Genomic DNA, 14,429 nt, shown 5'->3' on the forward strand with positions numbered 1-14,429 from the left:
TCAAATACTTTTGGGATTTTTTATTCCCAAATATCCTTAGTTTTTATTAACGATTTTTCTACGAATTCTGCTGATAAACTCAGGTGTAACTCCTAAATAAGCAGCAATCTGAATATTATTGAGACGGTGTGCTATCTGCGGATAATCCTTTAAAAATTCTGTATAACGTTCTTCCGAAAGTTTGCTTAAATTATCAATAAGTCTACGCTGTAATGCTATAATCCACAATTGAAACTTCACTCTCATCAGTCTTTCAATTTCCGGCATTTCATCATAGATTTTTTCCTTATCTTCTCTTGCAATCAAAAGAATTTCACTGTCTTCCAGTGCTTGAATATTAAGTTTTGAAGGTATCTTATTAATAAAACTGTCAATATCAGAAATCCACCAATTTTCGATACCGAAATAAACTATTTGCTCACCAGCATTTCGATCAGTATGGAAAATTTTAAAACATCCACTCACTACAAACCCTTCAAATTCACAGATATTTCCCTCCTTTAAAAGAAATTCTTTTTTCTTTAATTTCCGATACTGAAAGGTATTACAATATTTCTCAAGCTTTTCATCCGAAATATCAATATATTCTCTTATGTGTTTTTTTAAAGACTCAGTCATTGGTTTAAAAATAAAAAAGGTTTAGAAAAATCCAAACCCTATGTTGTTCTTTAATTTCATTCTATCTATTCTGTTTTCTTTTTATGACTAGGGCTATCAATTCATTTCCAATGATATTTAAAAATAGAAAACAACCTCCGTAATAGATACATACGAGTAAAAAGTACAAAAGAAATCCATTTAAATTTTTAATATAATCAGCAAAATAAGAAAATAATATAAGTCCAAAAAACATCACTCCAAGCATGAAAATAAGATAGCTTTTAATAAAAATTTCTTGGCTTTTACTAACGGCAACATACAGTTTCCCCTCTTCATCTTCTTTTAAAAAATTGATGATTCTATATAATTGTTTATCTGTTACATTACCACCTAATCTATTTTTAAATTCCTGAATCTTCATCGCAAAGTTTACTGTCACATTCTTTCCTGTTACAAGCATTAGCTGACCTTCGACGACTAGATTCTTAAATGGTTCAGGAAGATCATGTTCTTTAATCATCGTAAACAGCTTATTATTGTAATCAGTTTCTTTCTCTTTTTTATTGGTAGACATTAAAAATAATTTGTCTAGAAAGCTCATTACCCACTGAAAAATTTCTTTTTTCATATTAATTTATTATTAAATATTACTATTACCTAATTTAAAATAAAAAACAGAATTTAATCAAAAACAACTATAAATCAATTAATTAAAATAAAACACACAATATTTTAAATATAAAATATTCGATATTTATAGAAATATTAATTAAACAAAAAAAATGACTTGAAATATTTCAAGTCATTTTTATCATAATGAACAATAATAATGCTTTATTGCTAAGCAATTTCACTATTAACCTTTCATTTTATTATAGTTGTACCAGCTCAGTAACCTCTACATCATATCCTCCAACCTGAGGTTTGATATTAGGATTTTGAGTAATTACTTTAAACTTATTGATTCCTAAATTCTTTAAAATCTGCGTTCCGATACCATAATCTCTATAATTATACGCTAAAGTAGGATGTTGCTCCTGCCCGTCCTGATAATTCAGAAACTGCTGAAGTTTTCTTAATGTATTTTCAGAATTTGAAACGTTATTGATGAAAATGATAGCTCCTTTTCCTGCTTCGTTCACCATTCCTGTTACTTTTTCCAATAAAGGTTTTTCACCGTTATTCAATCTTGTCAATACATCGAAGTATGAATCTGAAGACTGTACTCTTACTAAAACAGGCTCATCTACCGTCCATGCTCCTTTTGTCAATGCAAAGTGGATCTGATCGTTAGAAGTCTCTCTGAAAGCATAAAAATCAAACTCACCGTAATGCGTTTTCACTTTTTTCTCTTCAAGCCTTTCTACAAGGTTTCCTTTTTTAAGCTGATAGTGGATCAGGTCTTCAATAGAAACGATCTTCATATCATGTTTTTGAGCAAAAGCATGAAGCTCAGGTAAACGGGACATTGTTCCGTCTTCGTTCATAATTTCACAAATAACACCACCTTCTTTCAATCCTGCTAAATGAGTAAGATCAATTGCTGCTTCCGTATGTCCTGCTCTTTTCAATACTCCTCCTTTTCTTGCACGAAGAGGGAAAATATGTCCAGGTCTCATGAAGTCAGTAGGCTTGGATTTTTCATCCATTAAAGCTAAAATTGTTTTTGCTCTGTCTCCGGCAGAAATACCTGTAGAAGTTCCATTTCCTAAAAGGTCAACCGATACTGTAAAAGCAGTTTCTTTAGGATCGCTGCTTCTGCTTACCATCACTTCAAGTCCTAGCTCATCACATCTTTTTTCTGGAAGCGGCATACAAATAAGCCCTCTTCCGTGAAGCGCCATAAAGTTGATAATTTCTGGTGTTGTAAGTTCTGCTGCGCAAAGAAAATCTCCTTCATTCTCTCTGTCCTCATCATCTACTACTATGATTATTTTCCCATTTCTAAGGTCTTCAATTGCCTCTGGAATAGTATTTAATTTAATATCAGACATTTTTACTTTTTATTTGTGTGCAAAGATACTCATAAAAATAAGCATCTGCCAATTTATATGAATGGTTTATTACGCTTTGGATAAAGAGTTCACTGCTTCTCTGATAATCTCGTAAGATCTTAATCTTTTCTGATGATCATAAATATGAGAATTAATCATCAGCTCATCCACATTGAATCTGTTTTGGAAATCTTTAAGTTTCTCCTGAATCTCAGTTTGATCTCCGATAAAAGTATATCTCAGCTTCTGTAAAACCATTGACTTCTCCATAGGCGACCAGATTTCATCCATATCATCTACAGGTGGTGCAAAAGGTTTTCTGTCGTTTCTTACAATATTGATGAATGCCTGAAATAATGTGGTTGAAATTTTATGTGCTTCTTCAGATGTATCTGCTGCAATTCCATTGACACAAGCAATAATATAAGGCTTGTCCAGATATTTTGAAGGTTCAAAATGTTCTCTGTAAATTTTAAAAGCCATCTCCATCTGTTCAGGGGCAAAATGTCCTGCAAAAGCGTATGGTAAACCAAGTTCAGCGGCAAGCCATGCACTGTCTGTACTTGATCCTAAGATATAAATCGGGACATCTAATCCTTCTCCGGGAATAGCACGAACCATAGCATCGGAGTTTTCTTTAGAAAAATACCTTTGAAGTTCAAGAATCTGTCTTGGAAACTGTTCATTGATCATAGCCGGATTTCTTCCTAATGCCTGAGCCGTCAGCCCATCAGTTCCAGGAGCTCTCCCTACCCCAAGATCAATTCTTCCTGGGAAAAGTGACTCCAGCGTACCGAATTGTTCTGCAATAATCAGAGAGCTATGATTCGGAAGCATAATTCCTCCCGACCCTACTCTGATTTTTTTTGTTCCGTTAGCAATGAATCCTATCAAAACTGATGTTGCAGAACTGGCAATGCTTTCCATATTATGATGTTCAGCCAGCCAGAATCTTTTATAGTCTAAATTTTCAGTGTGATTGGCTAAAGATAAGCTATCCTGAAAAGTATCATGAATGCTTTTTCCCTGCTTTACCGGGGCAAGGTCTAAAACAGAAATTTCAAAATTTTTCATATTGAGTAAATTTTCTAAAGGTGATATTGAATCTCCTTTTTTTAAAATTGGATTTAAAACCATACAAATGTAAGACATCTGAACTGCATTAGTTACTTTTTGTAATTAATAGGATCTATGGATGACTTCAGGGAAAAACTATTGGAATTGAATTTTTATTAATTTGATTTTGATTATATAATTTTTTAATTAAAATTTTACATCAACATCAAGGCTTGTACTTTTACAATCTATCAATGAATAATATTAACATTTTAACAAAAATAATTCAATATTAAGAGAAATATTGTTTATATTCGTAATAACAATTTGAAAAAATCTTTATTATGAACAGAAAATCTTACGACTTGTCTTTTCAAAAATTATTGACAAAAAGAACCATTCTTATGAGTATTATTGTTGCTGCAACATTTACATCCTGTAATAAAAACAGTGAGGAGCTGGCAACAGAAGCCCAAACTACAGCAGCAAATGTTGAAAACCTGAGAAAAGGTCAGCTTGGAGGTCAGGAAATCACTTACGAAAGAAAAAACGGACTGAATTTTTTCGAGGGTGATATGGTTCTTTCAGACCAACAATTGACTGAAGGAGGTGCTTCTAACAGAGGAGGTGCTACCTATTCAAGATGGCCTAATCGTACAATTTACTACACTATTGCAAGTAATATGGGATCTATTAATGTTAATAAGATCAATACTGCAGTTAGTGAATACAATTCTAAAACGAATGCGCGTTGGGTTCAGCGTACTAATCAATCCAATTATGTAGAATTTATTTTCGGAAGTTCAAACGGGTCAGATGGCTGGGCTCACATCGGATATCAGGGAGGAAAACAAACAATTTCTCTGGATCAATATATTTCTGTGGGATCAGTAATTCATGAAATGGGGCACACCGTGGGTCTTTATCATGAGCATTCCAGACAAGACAGAGATCAGTATGTAAGTATCCAATGGAATAATATTCAGGACGGACAGGGATATAATTTCAACAAGTACAGTTCTGGAACAGATATAGGTCCTTTTAATATCAATTCTGTGATGATGTACTGGCCAACGTCTTATTCTAAAAATGGATTACCTACTATTAAAAGAGCGGACAATACAAATTTCACTTATAACAGAACTGGCTTTACAACGGGAGATATTAACACTATCAATGCAATGTATCCTTAGGCTTTTAAGTTCAATATAAAACAAAAGGAAAAGAACTTTATGAGTTCTTTTCCTTTTTATAGTTATAATGGTTGATCAATATTCTGATCTCATTAAATTCAAAATCATTAGGTAATGCATTCTTCCACTCTGTTAATGTTTCATGTGGATTTTTATAAAATTCCGTCTCAAAAGCTTTGATCTTGTCTGAAGTAATGACTCTTGAAATATCCAGCAATCCCTGCTCTGCAAACTTGGCAAGATGTCCGATTACTGTTTCTTTTACCAAACCTCTTTCCAATGCAATCTCACCAATAGTTTTTCCTTGCTCGAATAGCTGGAATGTCAATACTTGTGATGGTACTTTAACAATCTTCATACTGACTTCTTTATCATTCTTCTCATCCAGAAGTCTGGTTTCCAAAAGATGAATGTCTTTTAAGTTATTCAGATATTCTTCAATGTCTTCCAGCCAGCTTTTAACTTCTTCATTATATTGTTTCAGCCCTTTTGCCCCTTTTATTTCGGCATAAAATTCTTTTAAAGGATCGAAAATTTTATTTCTTGTTTCGGTAAAAAAGAAATTTACAGCTCCTTTAGATTTACTTTCAATCTCTGTCCATTCTTCTTTTTGTGCGATAAAGTTATTAACCTTCTGGAAAATGACCCGTTCCAATTTCTCAAAGATTTTTCCAAGATTGGTGGCTTCATGCTTCAATTGAAGATAAAGCTGATTAGCTTTAACATGATCTATATTTTTGGTAGTAATGGAAAGCTTGTTCCACTCTTCTACTTCTTTTAAAAACCAGGTACAATCAACAGTACGAAGTACTTTCCTGATACTGTAATCATACTTTTCCTGATTCAGAATAGCTTCTACATTATCATTAGCAACCGTATCACTATGGAAATGCAGAATTCTGTTATCTTTAAAAATAACTTCAGGTGTAATTTTAGATTTTAAGACAATACCTTCCAGTGTTCTACAACGTGATAATGCTACATAAACCTGTCCCGCAGTAAAACTTTTCCCTGCATCAATGATCACTTTATCAAAAGTAAGTCCCTGACTTTTATGAATGGTAACTGCCCAGGCTAATTTAATTGGAAACTGTTCAAAACTTCCTAAAACTTCTTCTTTAATCGTTTTATCGGTATCAAGGAAATATTTTTTCTGTTCCCAGGTTTCTCTTTTTACAGTAATTTCTCTTTCACTTTCGTCCAGAACAACACGAATTTCATTTTCATCCAGCCCAATGATCTCTCCCAGCTTTCCGTTGAAATATTTCTTTTCCCCGGAAATATCATTTCGGATAAACATGATCTGAGCGCCTATTTTCAATTCTAAAAACTGCTCATTCGGAAATTGATTTTCTTTAAAATCTCCTACCAGTTTTGCTTCGTAAGTTTGAGCATCTACTTTTATCTCTGTCAATTTCTCCTGGTTGATTTCATCCGCCATTTTATTGTGGGAGCACAGATAAACGTAAGATTCTTTCCCCATATCAAAATCGGGGTCATATCTTTTATTCAGATGATCAAAATCAATATTGGCTACATCACCGTCACGAATTGCATTTAATATTTCCAAAAATTCCTGATCAGATTGTCTGTAAACTTTCGTCAGCTCGATGGTAACAATCGGAATATCTTTAATTGCATGACTATCAAAGAAGAATGGTGAGTCATAATACATTTTCAGGATATGTTCATCTCTTACCACCGGCGGAAGCTGAAACAAGTCTCCAATGAAAAGCATCTGTACTCCTCCAAATCTTTGATTATTCCTTCTGATAAATCTCAAAGAAAAGTCCATCATATCCAGAACATCAGCTCTCAACATGGAAACCTCATCAATAATAATGATCTCAACCTCTCTTAAAAGCTTGAGTTTATCTTTTCTATATTTGAAATGAGGCATCAGATCGGCAATATTATTTGCCAAACTGGTATCTATCCTTTCTGTTGTTGGCAAAAAGGTTCTCAGTGGTAATCCAAACATGGAATGAATAGTCACTCCTCCTGCATTAATCGCTGCAATTCCTGTAGGAGCAATTACAATATGCTTTTTCTTTGTTCGTCTTACAAAATCGTTAAGAAATGTAGTTTTTCCTGTTCCCGCTTTCCCGGTTAAGAAAACACTTCTGTTCGTGTACTCTATTAAGTCAAAAAAATGATTGTTCATCGTTGTCAAAAATACGGAAATGAATTTGAATTTCTTACCTTGGCATAAGTTTTGAAAATTCTTAAAAAGAAAAAAGTCTATCGTGAAAAAATTTTTCCTACCTATTCCTCTAGTAATATTATGTACTACTTTAACGTTGGTTTCCTGTAATACATCGAAGCATCTTAATACTAATCTTCCTATTGATATTGCCAACCGACCAGCCGATGAAGACAGTCAGAAATATGATCAGGCTCAGCTAGATAGATTAAAAGCATCCATTGAGTCCGAAGCTACAGGTGAAAAATGTTCAAATGCCAGCGAATGGACTTTTGCCGCAATGGGAGTAAAATCCTGTGGCGGACCTCAGCAATATATTGCTTATCCTAAAAAAATAGAGTCTTCTATTCTTCCCAGAATCAATGAATATACTGATAAAGTAAGAATTTTTAATGAAAAATATAATATTGTCTCAGACTGTGTGATGATAATGCCTCCTACTTCTATTAAATGTATCAAAGAAGAAGCAAGGCTGATCACTCCGGATAATAATTAAAAAATAAAGCAAAGGTTCTATATCAAATCAACACTAAGACTTGATATACAAAGCTCCGTCGGAAGACAGAGCTTTTGTTGTTTTATAATAGTTTAATAGAAATATTACAATTCGTAATCTTTTACATTTTCTTTATACCACGAAGAATATTTTACATAGTTATCTGCAATTCTGTTCACCTCGCCTTCCAATAACTGAGCGTTGATATCTTTAATTTTTTTGGCAGGAACTCCACCCCATACTTCTCCGGACTTAATGTGTGTTCCCTGAGTAACAACAGATCCTGCCCCTACAATTGAATTTTCTTCAACCAGGCAGTCGTCCATCACAATTGCTCCCATTCCGATCAGTACATTATCTTTAATTGTACATCCATGCACAATTGCGTTGTGTCCGATAGAAACATTATTTCCAATGTTCAACGGGTGCTTCTGATAAGTACAGTGCAGCATTGCATTATCCTGAACATTCACTTTGTCTCCCATTTTAATATAGTGAACATCTCCTCTGATCACTGCATTATACCAAACGCTACAATCTTTTCCCATGGTAACATCTCCGATAATGGTAGCTGTTTCAGCTAAAAACGTATTCTCTCCGATCTGTGGTATTTTCCCTAAAAGTTCTTTAATAAGTGCCATAGTTTTAATTTGAAAATTTGAAAATGAGCTATTTGAAAATAAGATTGACTACCATTTTAATTTCGGTATATAACTTCTAAATTAAAGCGATAGCAAAAATCTAACTCTCAATTTCCAGCTTCTAACTTCTAATGCGTATTTTTGTATCTCAAATTTAACGAAAAAATGCGTACCGTACTTATAGAACCAACTGAAAACCCAAAAGTGATGAAATTTGTAGCAGACTACAACTTGATTCCGGGGTCTTTGGAGCTGGACAGAAGTTCAGATATTTCAGAAATTCCTTTAGCACAGGAGCTTTTCAATTATCCGTTTGTGGAAAGAATTTTCATTACGGCTAATTTTGTAGCTGTTGCAAAACAGGATACCATCGAATGGGAACACGTGGCTGAAAGTCTGAAAAATGTAATTGAGGATGAATTATTGGCAAATCCTAGAATTTATCTTCAGAAGAAAAAAGAAATGTATCAGATTTATTCTGAAATGACTCCTAACCCAAATGTAATGAAGTTTGTTTCCAGCAAACTGCTTATGGATGGTTTTGTGGAAGTAAAATCAAAAGAAGAAGCTGCTGATGTTCCTTTGGCAGAGGCTATTTTTAATGAATTTGATTTTGCAACTGAAGTATTCATTTCGGATAATTTTGTGGCTGTTACCAAAAATCATTCTGTGGAATGGCATGAGGTAATGATCACAGTTCGTGCTCTTATTGCTGATTATCTTCAAAACGGTGGGGAAATTTCAAAAATCGAGCCTCACAAACACGAAAATCCTGTAGAAAAAATTCTTAACAGAGATTACACTGAAGATGAGCAGAAGATTTCTGATATTTTAAATGAATATGTAGCTCCTGCTGTAGAAAATGATGGTGGAAAAATTTCTTTAATGGAATACGATCAATCCAGCAAAACGGCTAAAATGCTTTTACAGGGAGCATGTTCAGGATGTCCGAGCTCTACTGCTACTTTGAAAAACGGTATTGAAAATATCCTGAAACAATTCGTTCCGGATCTTGTAGAAAGAGTGGAAGCAGTAAACGGATAACATTTACTTCATGACCGCTCGCAAAAAAATTCTGGTCATTATCGGAAGTGCAACAAAGAATTCCAGCAATCAAAAACTGATGGAACAGGTATTGGATAAAAATCCTGATATTCTTTTTCAGATATATGATGATCTTTCTGTTCTTCCCCATTTTGATACATCACTAACAGATGTTGATACACCGGACGAAATAGTGAGGGTCAGAGAATATATTGAGAATTCATCAGGAGTTATATTTTCTACCCCGGAATATATTTTCAGTATTCCCAGCAGATTAAAAAACTTACTGGAGTGGTGTGTTTCCACCAATGTATTTTCAGATAAACCAGTTGCATGTATCACGGGTTCTGCCAGCGGAGAAAAAGGTCATGAAGAATTATTATTGCTTTTAAGGACTCTCGGAGCCAAAACAGATGATAAACATCAGCTGTTAATAAAAGGAATAAAGGGTAAAATTGAGCCTGATGGCTCGGTTGAAAACAATACCTTTGCTAAAGTATTACAATTGGTAACAGATTTTGAAAAGTCTGTTTCATCATTAAAATAAAAAATGTTGAGTAAAAAAGGAATTTTATTAGTCAATCTTGGATCGCCAAAATCTACGGCTGTAAATGATGTAAAAGATTATCTTGATGAATTTTTGATGGATGAAAGGGTAATTGATTACCGTTGGATCTTCAGAGCTCTTCTTGTTCAGGGTGTTATTTTAAAAACAAGACCTGCCAAATCTGCCGAAGCTTATAAAACGGTATGGACGGATGAAGGTTCTCCTTTGATTTTTATTACGGAAAGAATTCAGAAAAAGCTTCAGAAAGTAGTGGATGTGCCTGTAGAAATCGGGATGAGATACGCTGAACCTAGTATTGAAAACGGAATTCAAAAATTGGTAGATCAGGGAATTTCTGAAATCGTTCTTTTTCCATTGTACCCTCAATATGCAATGAGTACTACAGAAACCGTTATCGAAAAAGCAGAAGAAGTAAGAAAGAAAAAGTTTCCAAATATAAAGATCAATTATATTCAACCGTTTTATAACAGGGATATTTACATCAATTGTCTGGCTGAAAGTATTAAGGAAAAACTTCCTGAGAACTTTGATGCTTTACAGTTCTCTTATCATGGAGTTCCGGAAAGACATATCTATAAAACAGACCCTTCCAAAACCTGTAAAATTGATGATGCCAACTGTATCAACAGCCAGGTAGATACTCACAATGCATATTGTTACAGACACCAATGTTACAAAACAACTGAAGCTGTCATTGCTAAAATGGGACTTCCAAAGGAAAAAACCATTATTTCTTTCCAGTCAAGATTAGGAAAAGATAAATGGATTGAGCCTTATACGGATGAAACGTTGGAAACAATTGGAAAAAAAGGAGTGAAAAACTTAGCCATTGTGTGTCCGGCATTCGTTTCAGACTGTCTTGAAACATTGGAAGAAATTTCTGTGGAAGGTAAAGAACAATTCATGCATGGAGGGGGAGAAAACTTCCATTATATTCCTTGTCTGAACGATGAAGACCGATGGATAGAGGTGGTAAAAACCCTTTGCGAAGAGAAACTGAATGATTTCTATTTAGTATAATCATTTACTTACAAAATATAAAAAGCCCACAGAAAATTTTCTGTGGGCTTTCTCTTGAAATATATTAAGATTGTTATTTTTTGATTAAGTTTCCTGCTTTCTGCCCGTTTACTGTTACAATGTAAACTCCCGGAAGCATATTAGATGGAAGTTTTATATTCAGTTTATTCAGACCGTCTGTAAGCGTTACTTTTTCAGAAACCTCTCTTTTTCCTGTAAGACTAGTTAATTCTACAGTTCCTTTTCCTTCCTTACTTTCAAATGCTATAGTAAACATATCTGTTGCCGGATTTGGACTGATGGTGAATGAAGGTGCATTCGTTGCCGATGCAACAATTCCTGATGGAGAAGTACCTCCGCCAACACCTACGGCATTCCAGGCATTGGTTACCTGTGTTACTTCATTACTTCCTGCTCCGTAAAGATCTGCAGCCGCTTGTAAAGAGTATGTTCTTGCATTGGCGTAAGTAGATGTTGAAATCAGATAAGTTGTTAATGTTCTGTAAGCAACTGCTGCTGCCTTATCCAATCCGATTCCTGAAACATTATAAGCGAAACCTTTATCATTGGTACCGGATCCTCCTGTTACCAATAAGTAATACCAGAAGTTTAAAACTCCAGAATTGGTATGAACGCCACAATAGTCATTAGCCTGGCTAGGACTTGCACATCCAGAAGTAGTAGTCGCTTTCCAATAGGTTCCCAAATAAGTATCCGGTTGTCCGTAAGCATTAGGATTCGCCATATCTCTGATCACATAACTGAAATCTTCTCCTAACGTCCAGCTTGCCTGCGTAGGTCTTGCCCAACGTTCTATTGAGTTTCCGAAGATATCGGAGAAACCTTCATTCAATGCTCCTGGTTCTCTTTGGTAGACAAGATTAGCGGTTTTTGAAGTCATTCCGTGGGCAATTTCGTGTCCGCAAACATCAATAGCTGTCAACGGTTTTCCTCCGTTCGTTGTAGAACTTCCATCTCCATAGGTCATTCTTGAGCCATCCCAGAATGCATTAAAGTAATTGGTAGAATAGTGAACATATGACTTGATGGCAAAATGGTTGTTATCAATACTCTTTCTTCCGAATTTTGTGTAAAGATAATCCACGGTCATTTCTGCTCCCCAATGTGCATCAGTAGCGTACTGATCTTTGTTGGTATTTACATTATTCCAAACATTATCTGTATCTGTAAAGTCTACAGCTGCCGAATAGCTAGTCCCTTTCTTTAAATTATAAGTTTCTACGGACGTCCCTCCGTTTCTTCCTGTTTCTCGTAATCTATAACTTCCATTATAAGAATCAGCAACGATATTTCTGTTTCCACTGTAAGCCGTTGTAGCTGTTCCCGGAGCATTCACATCATGAATGATAGCATCTATCCCCAGCACTTTTCCATTTTTTGCATCTACAAAAACATATTGTCTGCTCAATGGCTTTTCTGAATAAATATCAAATTTATAAGCTAATCTCAGGTCATTCAGTTTTTCATCCGTAGGATCTGAATAATAAACCAATTCCCCTTTTGGAGCGAAACTTGCGCTGGCATCATTGGTTTCTTTTTTAATGAACTCTTCTTCATCTTTGTTTTGCCATTTATAAGATTCTGCTCCTACAAATGATAGAGCACTTTGTAAAGCGATCTCTTCTGAAAGATTTGCTTTTCTCTCAACAGCTTTGGGAACATTCAGCATCCATTTTCCTGTTTGCCCTACAATTTTACCGTTTTTGGTCTGTACAGCCATCATTCCATACTCTACCGGAATATCATTAACGGTTTGTTGAAACCTATGAGTTTCAAACCCTAGCTGATCAACTTCATTACCTAATTTACGCGATTGTCCTGGTGAAAGTCTTTGTGATGTTTCATCAAATAAAACCGGGCTTCCTTTAAATTCAGGTCCGTTTTTATCAAATCTCATAAATTCTGCGTGTAATCCGCTTTTCCCTGGAATTAGTTTTGATGGTGTGTTTTGCCCAAAAACAAATGAGCATGCAGCAACGCTTACTGCCAAGATAAATTTTGTTTTCATAAAAATATTTGTTAAGTGTGATGACGAATGTATAAACTTTTCTCTACAAAAATACCATACTAATGATTAAAATTTAATTGATATTATAAATCAATAAACAAATCACAATAATGATTTTAAAAAGAAGCGAAATATTTAAAAATATTTTTATTATTATGAATATTTTTAATTGAAAAATTTAATAAAAATCAAATTTTTGTGAATTATTATTTTCGTTATGTTTCACATTACAGTGAATATAATTAATGAAATTCTATATCTTTTGTAAAAAAATAAAGGCTATCTTCAGTAAAGACAGCCTTAAATTGTATCATTAAGCTTTTAACTTTATTATCTTCTCACAGGAGTTCTGAACTCTCCATATCCCATTAGCCCATCATAGTTCCTGCCAAAAGGAGCATAATATAAAAATGCCTGATAAAGGTTTTCCGTCTGCCAGAAGTTACCATTCACCTCACCAAAGTCAAGAGGTCCATCTCCCTGCTTTGTAGCTAATATATAGTTATAAAAACCTTGCTTCATAAATATTTTTGCAACATACTGTTTGCCTGCTGCATCATATTGCATCTGATTTTCTTTGCTTGGCTGAAATCCGTTGAAACCTCCCAAGATATAAATATCCTTATCTACAGGATCAGATTCCAGATAGAAATATACCCATGAGTAATCAGCTTCTCTTTCTGCATCTCTTTCTCTTCCCAGGTCATTTCTTCTGTAATACCATGCACCATTTACGTCAGGTTGATATTGGTAATTCAATGGAAATGCCCAAACCGGATGCAGATAAGTATGATTAATATCATCTTTTACCTCTACAGCGCGAACCATATCTGCTGCAATCGTCATATTTTTATTATCAAAATAATAAAATTCATTGTCTCCCGGAAAAGCAAGATTCATCTGCTGGAAAAGCAACTGGTTTCCCAGAACCGTACTCGGCTTAAGATTGGAAATAACCATATTAGGATTATTATTCTGCATCACATTCATACTCATCGAATTTACATTCGAAGAGAGATCACCTGCTTTTGGGGTAGCTTTTACTTCTACTCTTTGGTTGATATTAGGTCTCTTTGCATCTGCAATTCTTGAAATATTTAGCCCTAAAGATGCCATATCTTCTACTAAGTAAAAACGTCTTTTGAAAAGAGGTCTGTCTGCAGAATCTTTATAAACAATCAGTTCATAATTTCCTGAGATTTTAGGTTTCATATTATCATTAGGGAAAGTCAGTTTATAATGTGTATAAGCCTGCAGTGTATTGAATGAATACTGAAACTTATCCAGAAGACCATTCAGATTTCCGGTGGCAAATTCTGTGAAGAAGAGATTATCGTCATTCCAGTTTCTGTCGTAATGTTTAATGGTATATCTATAAATTTCGCTGCCATTGGTAAGATCATCAAAACTTAAAACCAATTGTTCACCGAATTTAATTACCGGAGTTTCGTCATTCGTCTGTGGGTTGAACAGCTGGATACTTTGGATATTTTGTCCATAAACCAGTCCACCCAGGGAAAGTAAGAGTATTCGCAAAGTTTTCATTATGACGAAGATAACGAAAAATAGCCATTTTCTTAATAAT

13 protein-coding genes are annotated in these 14,429 nt (G+C 34.5%); 5 read left to right on the plus strand and 8 right to left on the minus strand.

Annotated elements, in window-relative coordinates:
* Window positions 1-36: 36 nt before the first annotated feature.
* From BBI01_RS12770 to BBI01_RS12785, 4 genes are all read right to left on the minus strand, one after another.
* Entirely contained in the window at window positions 37-618 is a 582-nt protein-coding gene (locus BBI01_RS12770) for a Crp/Fnr family transcriptional regulator (protein ID WP_065395056.1), read from the minus strand.
* A 61-nt stretch (window positions 619-679) separates the two neighbouring features.
* The gene (locus BBI01_RS12775) at window positions 680-1,228 is read right to left on the minus strand and encodes a hypothetical protein (RefSeq protein WP_065395057.1); all 549 of its coding nucleotides are present in this window, start codon (window positions 1,226-1,228) and stop codon (window positions 680-682) included.
* Between the two features lie 244 nt (window positions 1,229-1,472).
* On the minus strand, window positions 1,473-2,594 hold the full coding sequence (gene ribB, locus BBI01_RS12780) for a 3,4-dihydroxy-2-butanone-4-phosphate synthase (RefSeq protein WP_065395058.1): 1,122 nt from the start codon (window positions 2,592-2,594) through the stop codon (window positions 1,473-1,475).
* A 69-nt stretch (window positions 2,595-2,663) separates the two neighbouring features.
* Window positions 2,664-3,668 carry an LLM class flavin-dependent oxidoreductase gene (locus BBI01_RS12785; RefSeq protein WP_065395411.1) on the minus strand — a complete coding sequence of 335 codons (1,005 nt, stop codon included), beginning with the start codon at window positions 3,666-3,668 and terminating at the stop codon, window positions 2,664-2,666.
* A 326-nt stretch (window positions 3,669-3,994) separates the two neighbouring features.
* Between BBI01_RS12785 and BBI01_RS12790 the strand changes: the two genes are divergently transcribed.
* Window positions 3,995-4,843 (plus strand): M12 family metallopeptidase, encoded by an 849-nt coding sequence (locus BBI01_RS12790; protein ID WP_065395059.1) that lies wholly within the window; start codon window positions 3,995-3,997, stop codon window positions 4,841-4,843.
* 37 nt (window positions 4,844-4,880) lie between these two features.
* Here the strand turns inward: BBI01_RS12790 and BBI01_RS12795 are convergent, their stop codons facing one another.
* Window positions 4,881-7,007, minus strand: coding sequence for a helix-turn-helix domain-containing protein (locus tag BBI01_RS12795; protein WP_065395060.1), 2,127 nt, complete (start codon window positions 7,005-7,007; stop codon window positions 4,881-4,883).
* An 82-nt stretch (window positions 7,008-7,089) separates the two neighbouring features.
* Between BBI01_RS12795 and BBI01_RS12800 the strand changes: the two genes are divergently transcribed.
* Entirely contained in the window at window positions 7,090-7,542 is a 453-nt protein-coding gene (locus tag BBI01_RS12800; RefSeq protein ID WP_065395061.1) for a hypothetical protein, read from the plus strand.
* Window positions 7,543-7,646: 104 nt separating this feature from the next.
* On the opposite strand, the gene BBI01_RS12805 is transcribed toward BBI01_RS12800, so the two are convergent.
* The gene (locus BBI01_RS12805; protein WP_065395062.1) at window positions 7,647-8,183 is read right to left on the minus strand and encodes a gamma carbonic anhydrase family protein; all 537 of its coding nucleotides are present in this window, start codon (window positions 8,181-8,183) and stop codon (window positions 7,647-7,649) included.
* A gap of 165 nt (window positions 8,184-8,348) precedes the next feature.
* On the opposite strand from BBI01_RS12805, the gene BBI01_RS12810 reads away from it, so the two are divergent.
* Genes BBI01_RS12810 through hemH form a run of 3 tightly spaced genes read left to right on the plus strand, consistent with a single transcriptional unit; the run spans window position 8,349 to window position 10,815 of the window.
* Window positions 8,349-9,227, plus strand: coding sequence for a NifU family protein (locus tag BBI01_RS12810; protein WP_065395063.1), 879 nt, complete (start codon window positions 8,349-8,351; stop codon window positions 9,225-9,227).
* Between the two features lie 10 nt (window positions 9,228-9,237).
* A complete protein-coding gene (locus BBI01_RS12815; protein ID WP_065395064.1) occupies window positions 9,238-9,774 on the plus strand; it encodes an NADPH-dependent FMN reductase in 537 nt (178 codons plus the stop codon).
* A gap of 6 nt (window positions 9,775-9,780) precedes the next feature.
* Window positions 9,781-10,815, plus strand: a complete 1,035-nt coding sequence (gene hemH / locus BBI01_RS12820; protein ID WP_065395412.1) for a ferrochelatase — start codon at window positions 9,781-9,783, stop codon at window positions 10,813-10,815.
* A gap of 73 nt (window positions 10,816-10,888) precedes the next feature.
* Here the strand turns inward: hemH and BBI01_RS12825 are convergent, their stop codons facing one another.
* Window positions 10,889-12,844 carry a M4 family metallopeptidase gene (locus BBI01_RS12825; RefSeq protein WP_065395065.1) on the minus strand — a complete coding sequence of 652 codons (1,956 nt, stop codon included), beginning with the start codon at window positions 12,842-12,844 and terminating at the stop codon, window positions 10,889-10,891.
* A gap of 330 nt (window positions 12,845-13,174) precedes the next feature.
* Window positions 13,175-14,389, minus strand: a complete 1,215-nt coding sequence (locus tag BBI01_RS12830; protein WP_065395066.1) for a type IX secretion system plug protein — start codon at window positions 14,387-14,389, stop codon at window positions 13,175-13,177.
* Between the last annotated feature and the right edge of the window lie 40 nt (window positions 14,390-14,429).

It is taken from the genome of Chryseobacterium artocarpi, assembly GCF_001684975.1.
Classification (GTDB): domain Bacteria; phylum Bacteroidota; class Bacteroidia; order Flavobacteriales; family Weeksellaceae; genus Chryseobacterium; species Chryseobacterium artocarpi.

Coding starts and splice junctions, on each gene's coding strand:
- BBI01_RS12770 (WP_065395056.1), bottom strand. CDS start 618: ATGACTGAGTCTTTAAAAAAACACATAAGAGAATATATTGATATTTCG.
- BBI01_RS12775 (WP_065395057.1), bottom strand. CDS start 1,228: ATGAAAAAAGAAATTTTTCAGTGGGTAATGAGCTTTCTAGACAAATTA.
- ribB (WP_065395058.1), bottom strand. CDS start 2,594: ATGTCTGATATTAAATTAAATACTATTCCAGAGGCAATTGAAGACCTT.
- BBI01_RS12785 (WP_065395411.1), bottom strand. CDS start 3,668: ATGAAAAATTTTGAAATTTCTGTTTTAGACCTTGCCCCGGTAAAGCAG.
- BBI01_RS12790 (WP_065395059.1), top strand. CDS start 3,995: ATGAACAGAAAATCTTACGACTTGTCTTTTCAAAAATTATTGACAAAA.
- BBI01_RS12795 (WP_065395060.1), bottom strand. CDS start 7,007: ATGAACAATCATTTTTTTGACTTAATAGAGTACACGAACAGAAGTGTT.
- BBI01_RS12805 (WP_065395062.1), bottom strand. CDS start 8,183: ATGGCACTTATTAAAGAACTTTTAGGGAAAATACCACAGATCGGAGAG.
- BBI01_RS12810 (WP_065395063.1), top strand. CDS start 8,349: ATGCGTACCGTACTTATAGAACCAACTGAAAACCCAAAAGTGATGAAA.
- BBI01_RS12815 (WP_065395064.1), top strand. CDS start 9,238: ATGACCGCTCGCAAAAAAATTCTGGTCATTATCGGAAGTGCAACAAAG.
- BBI01_RS12825 (WP_065395065.1), bottom strand. CDS start 12,844: ATGAAAACAAAATTTATCTTGGCAGTAAGCGTTGCTGCATGCTCATTT.
- BBI01_RS12830 (WP_065395066.1), bottom strand. CDS start 14,389: ATGAAAACTTTGCGAATACTCTTACTTTCCCTGGGTGGACTGGTTTAT.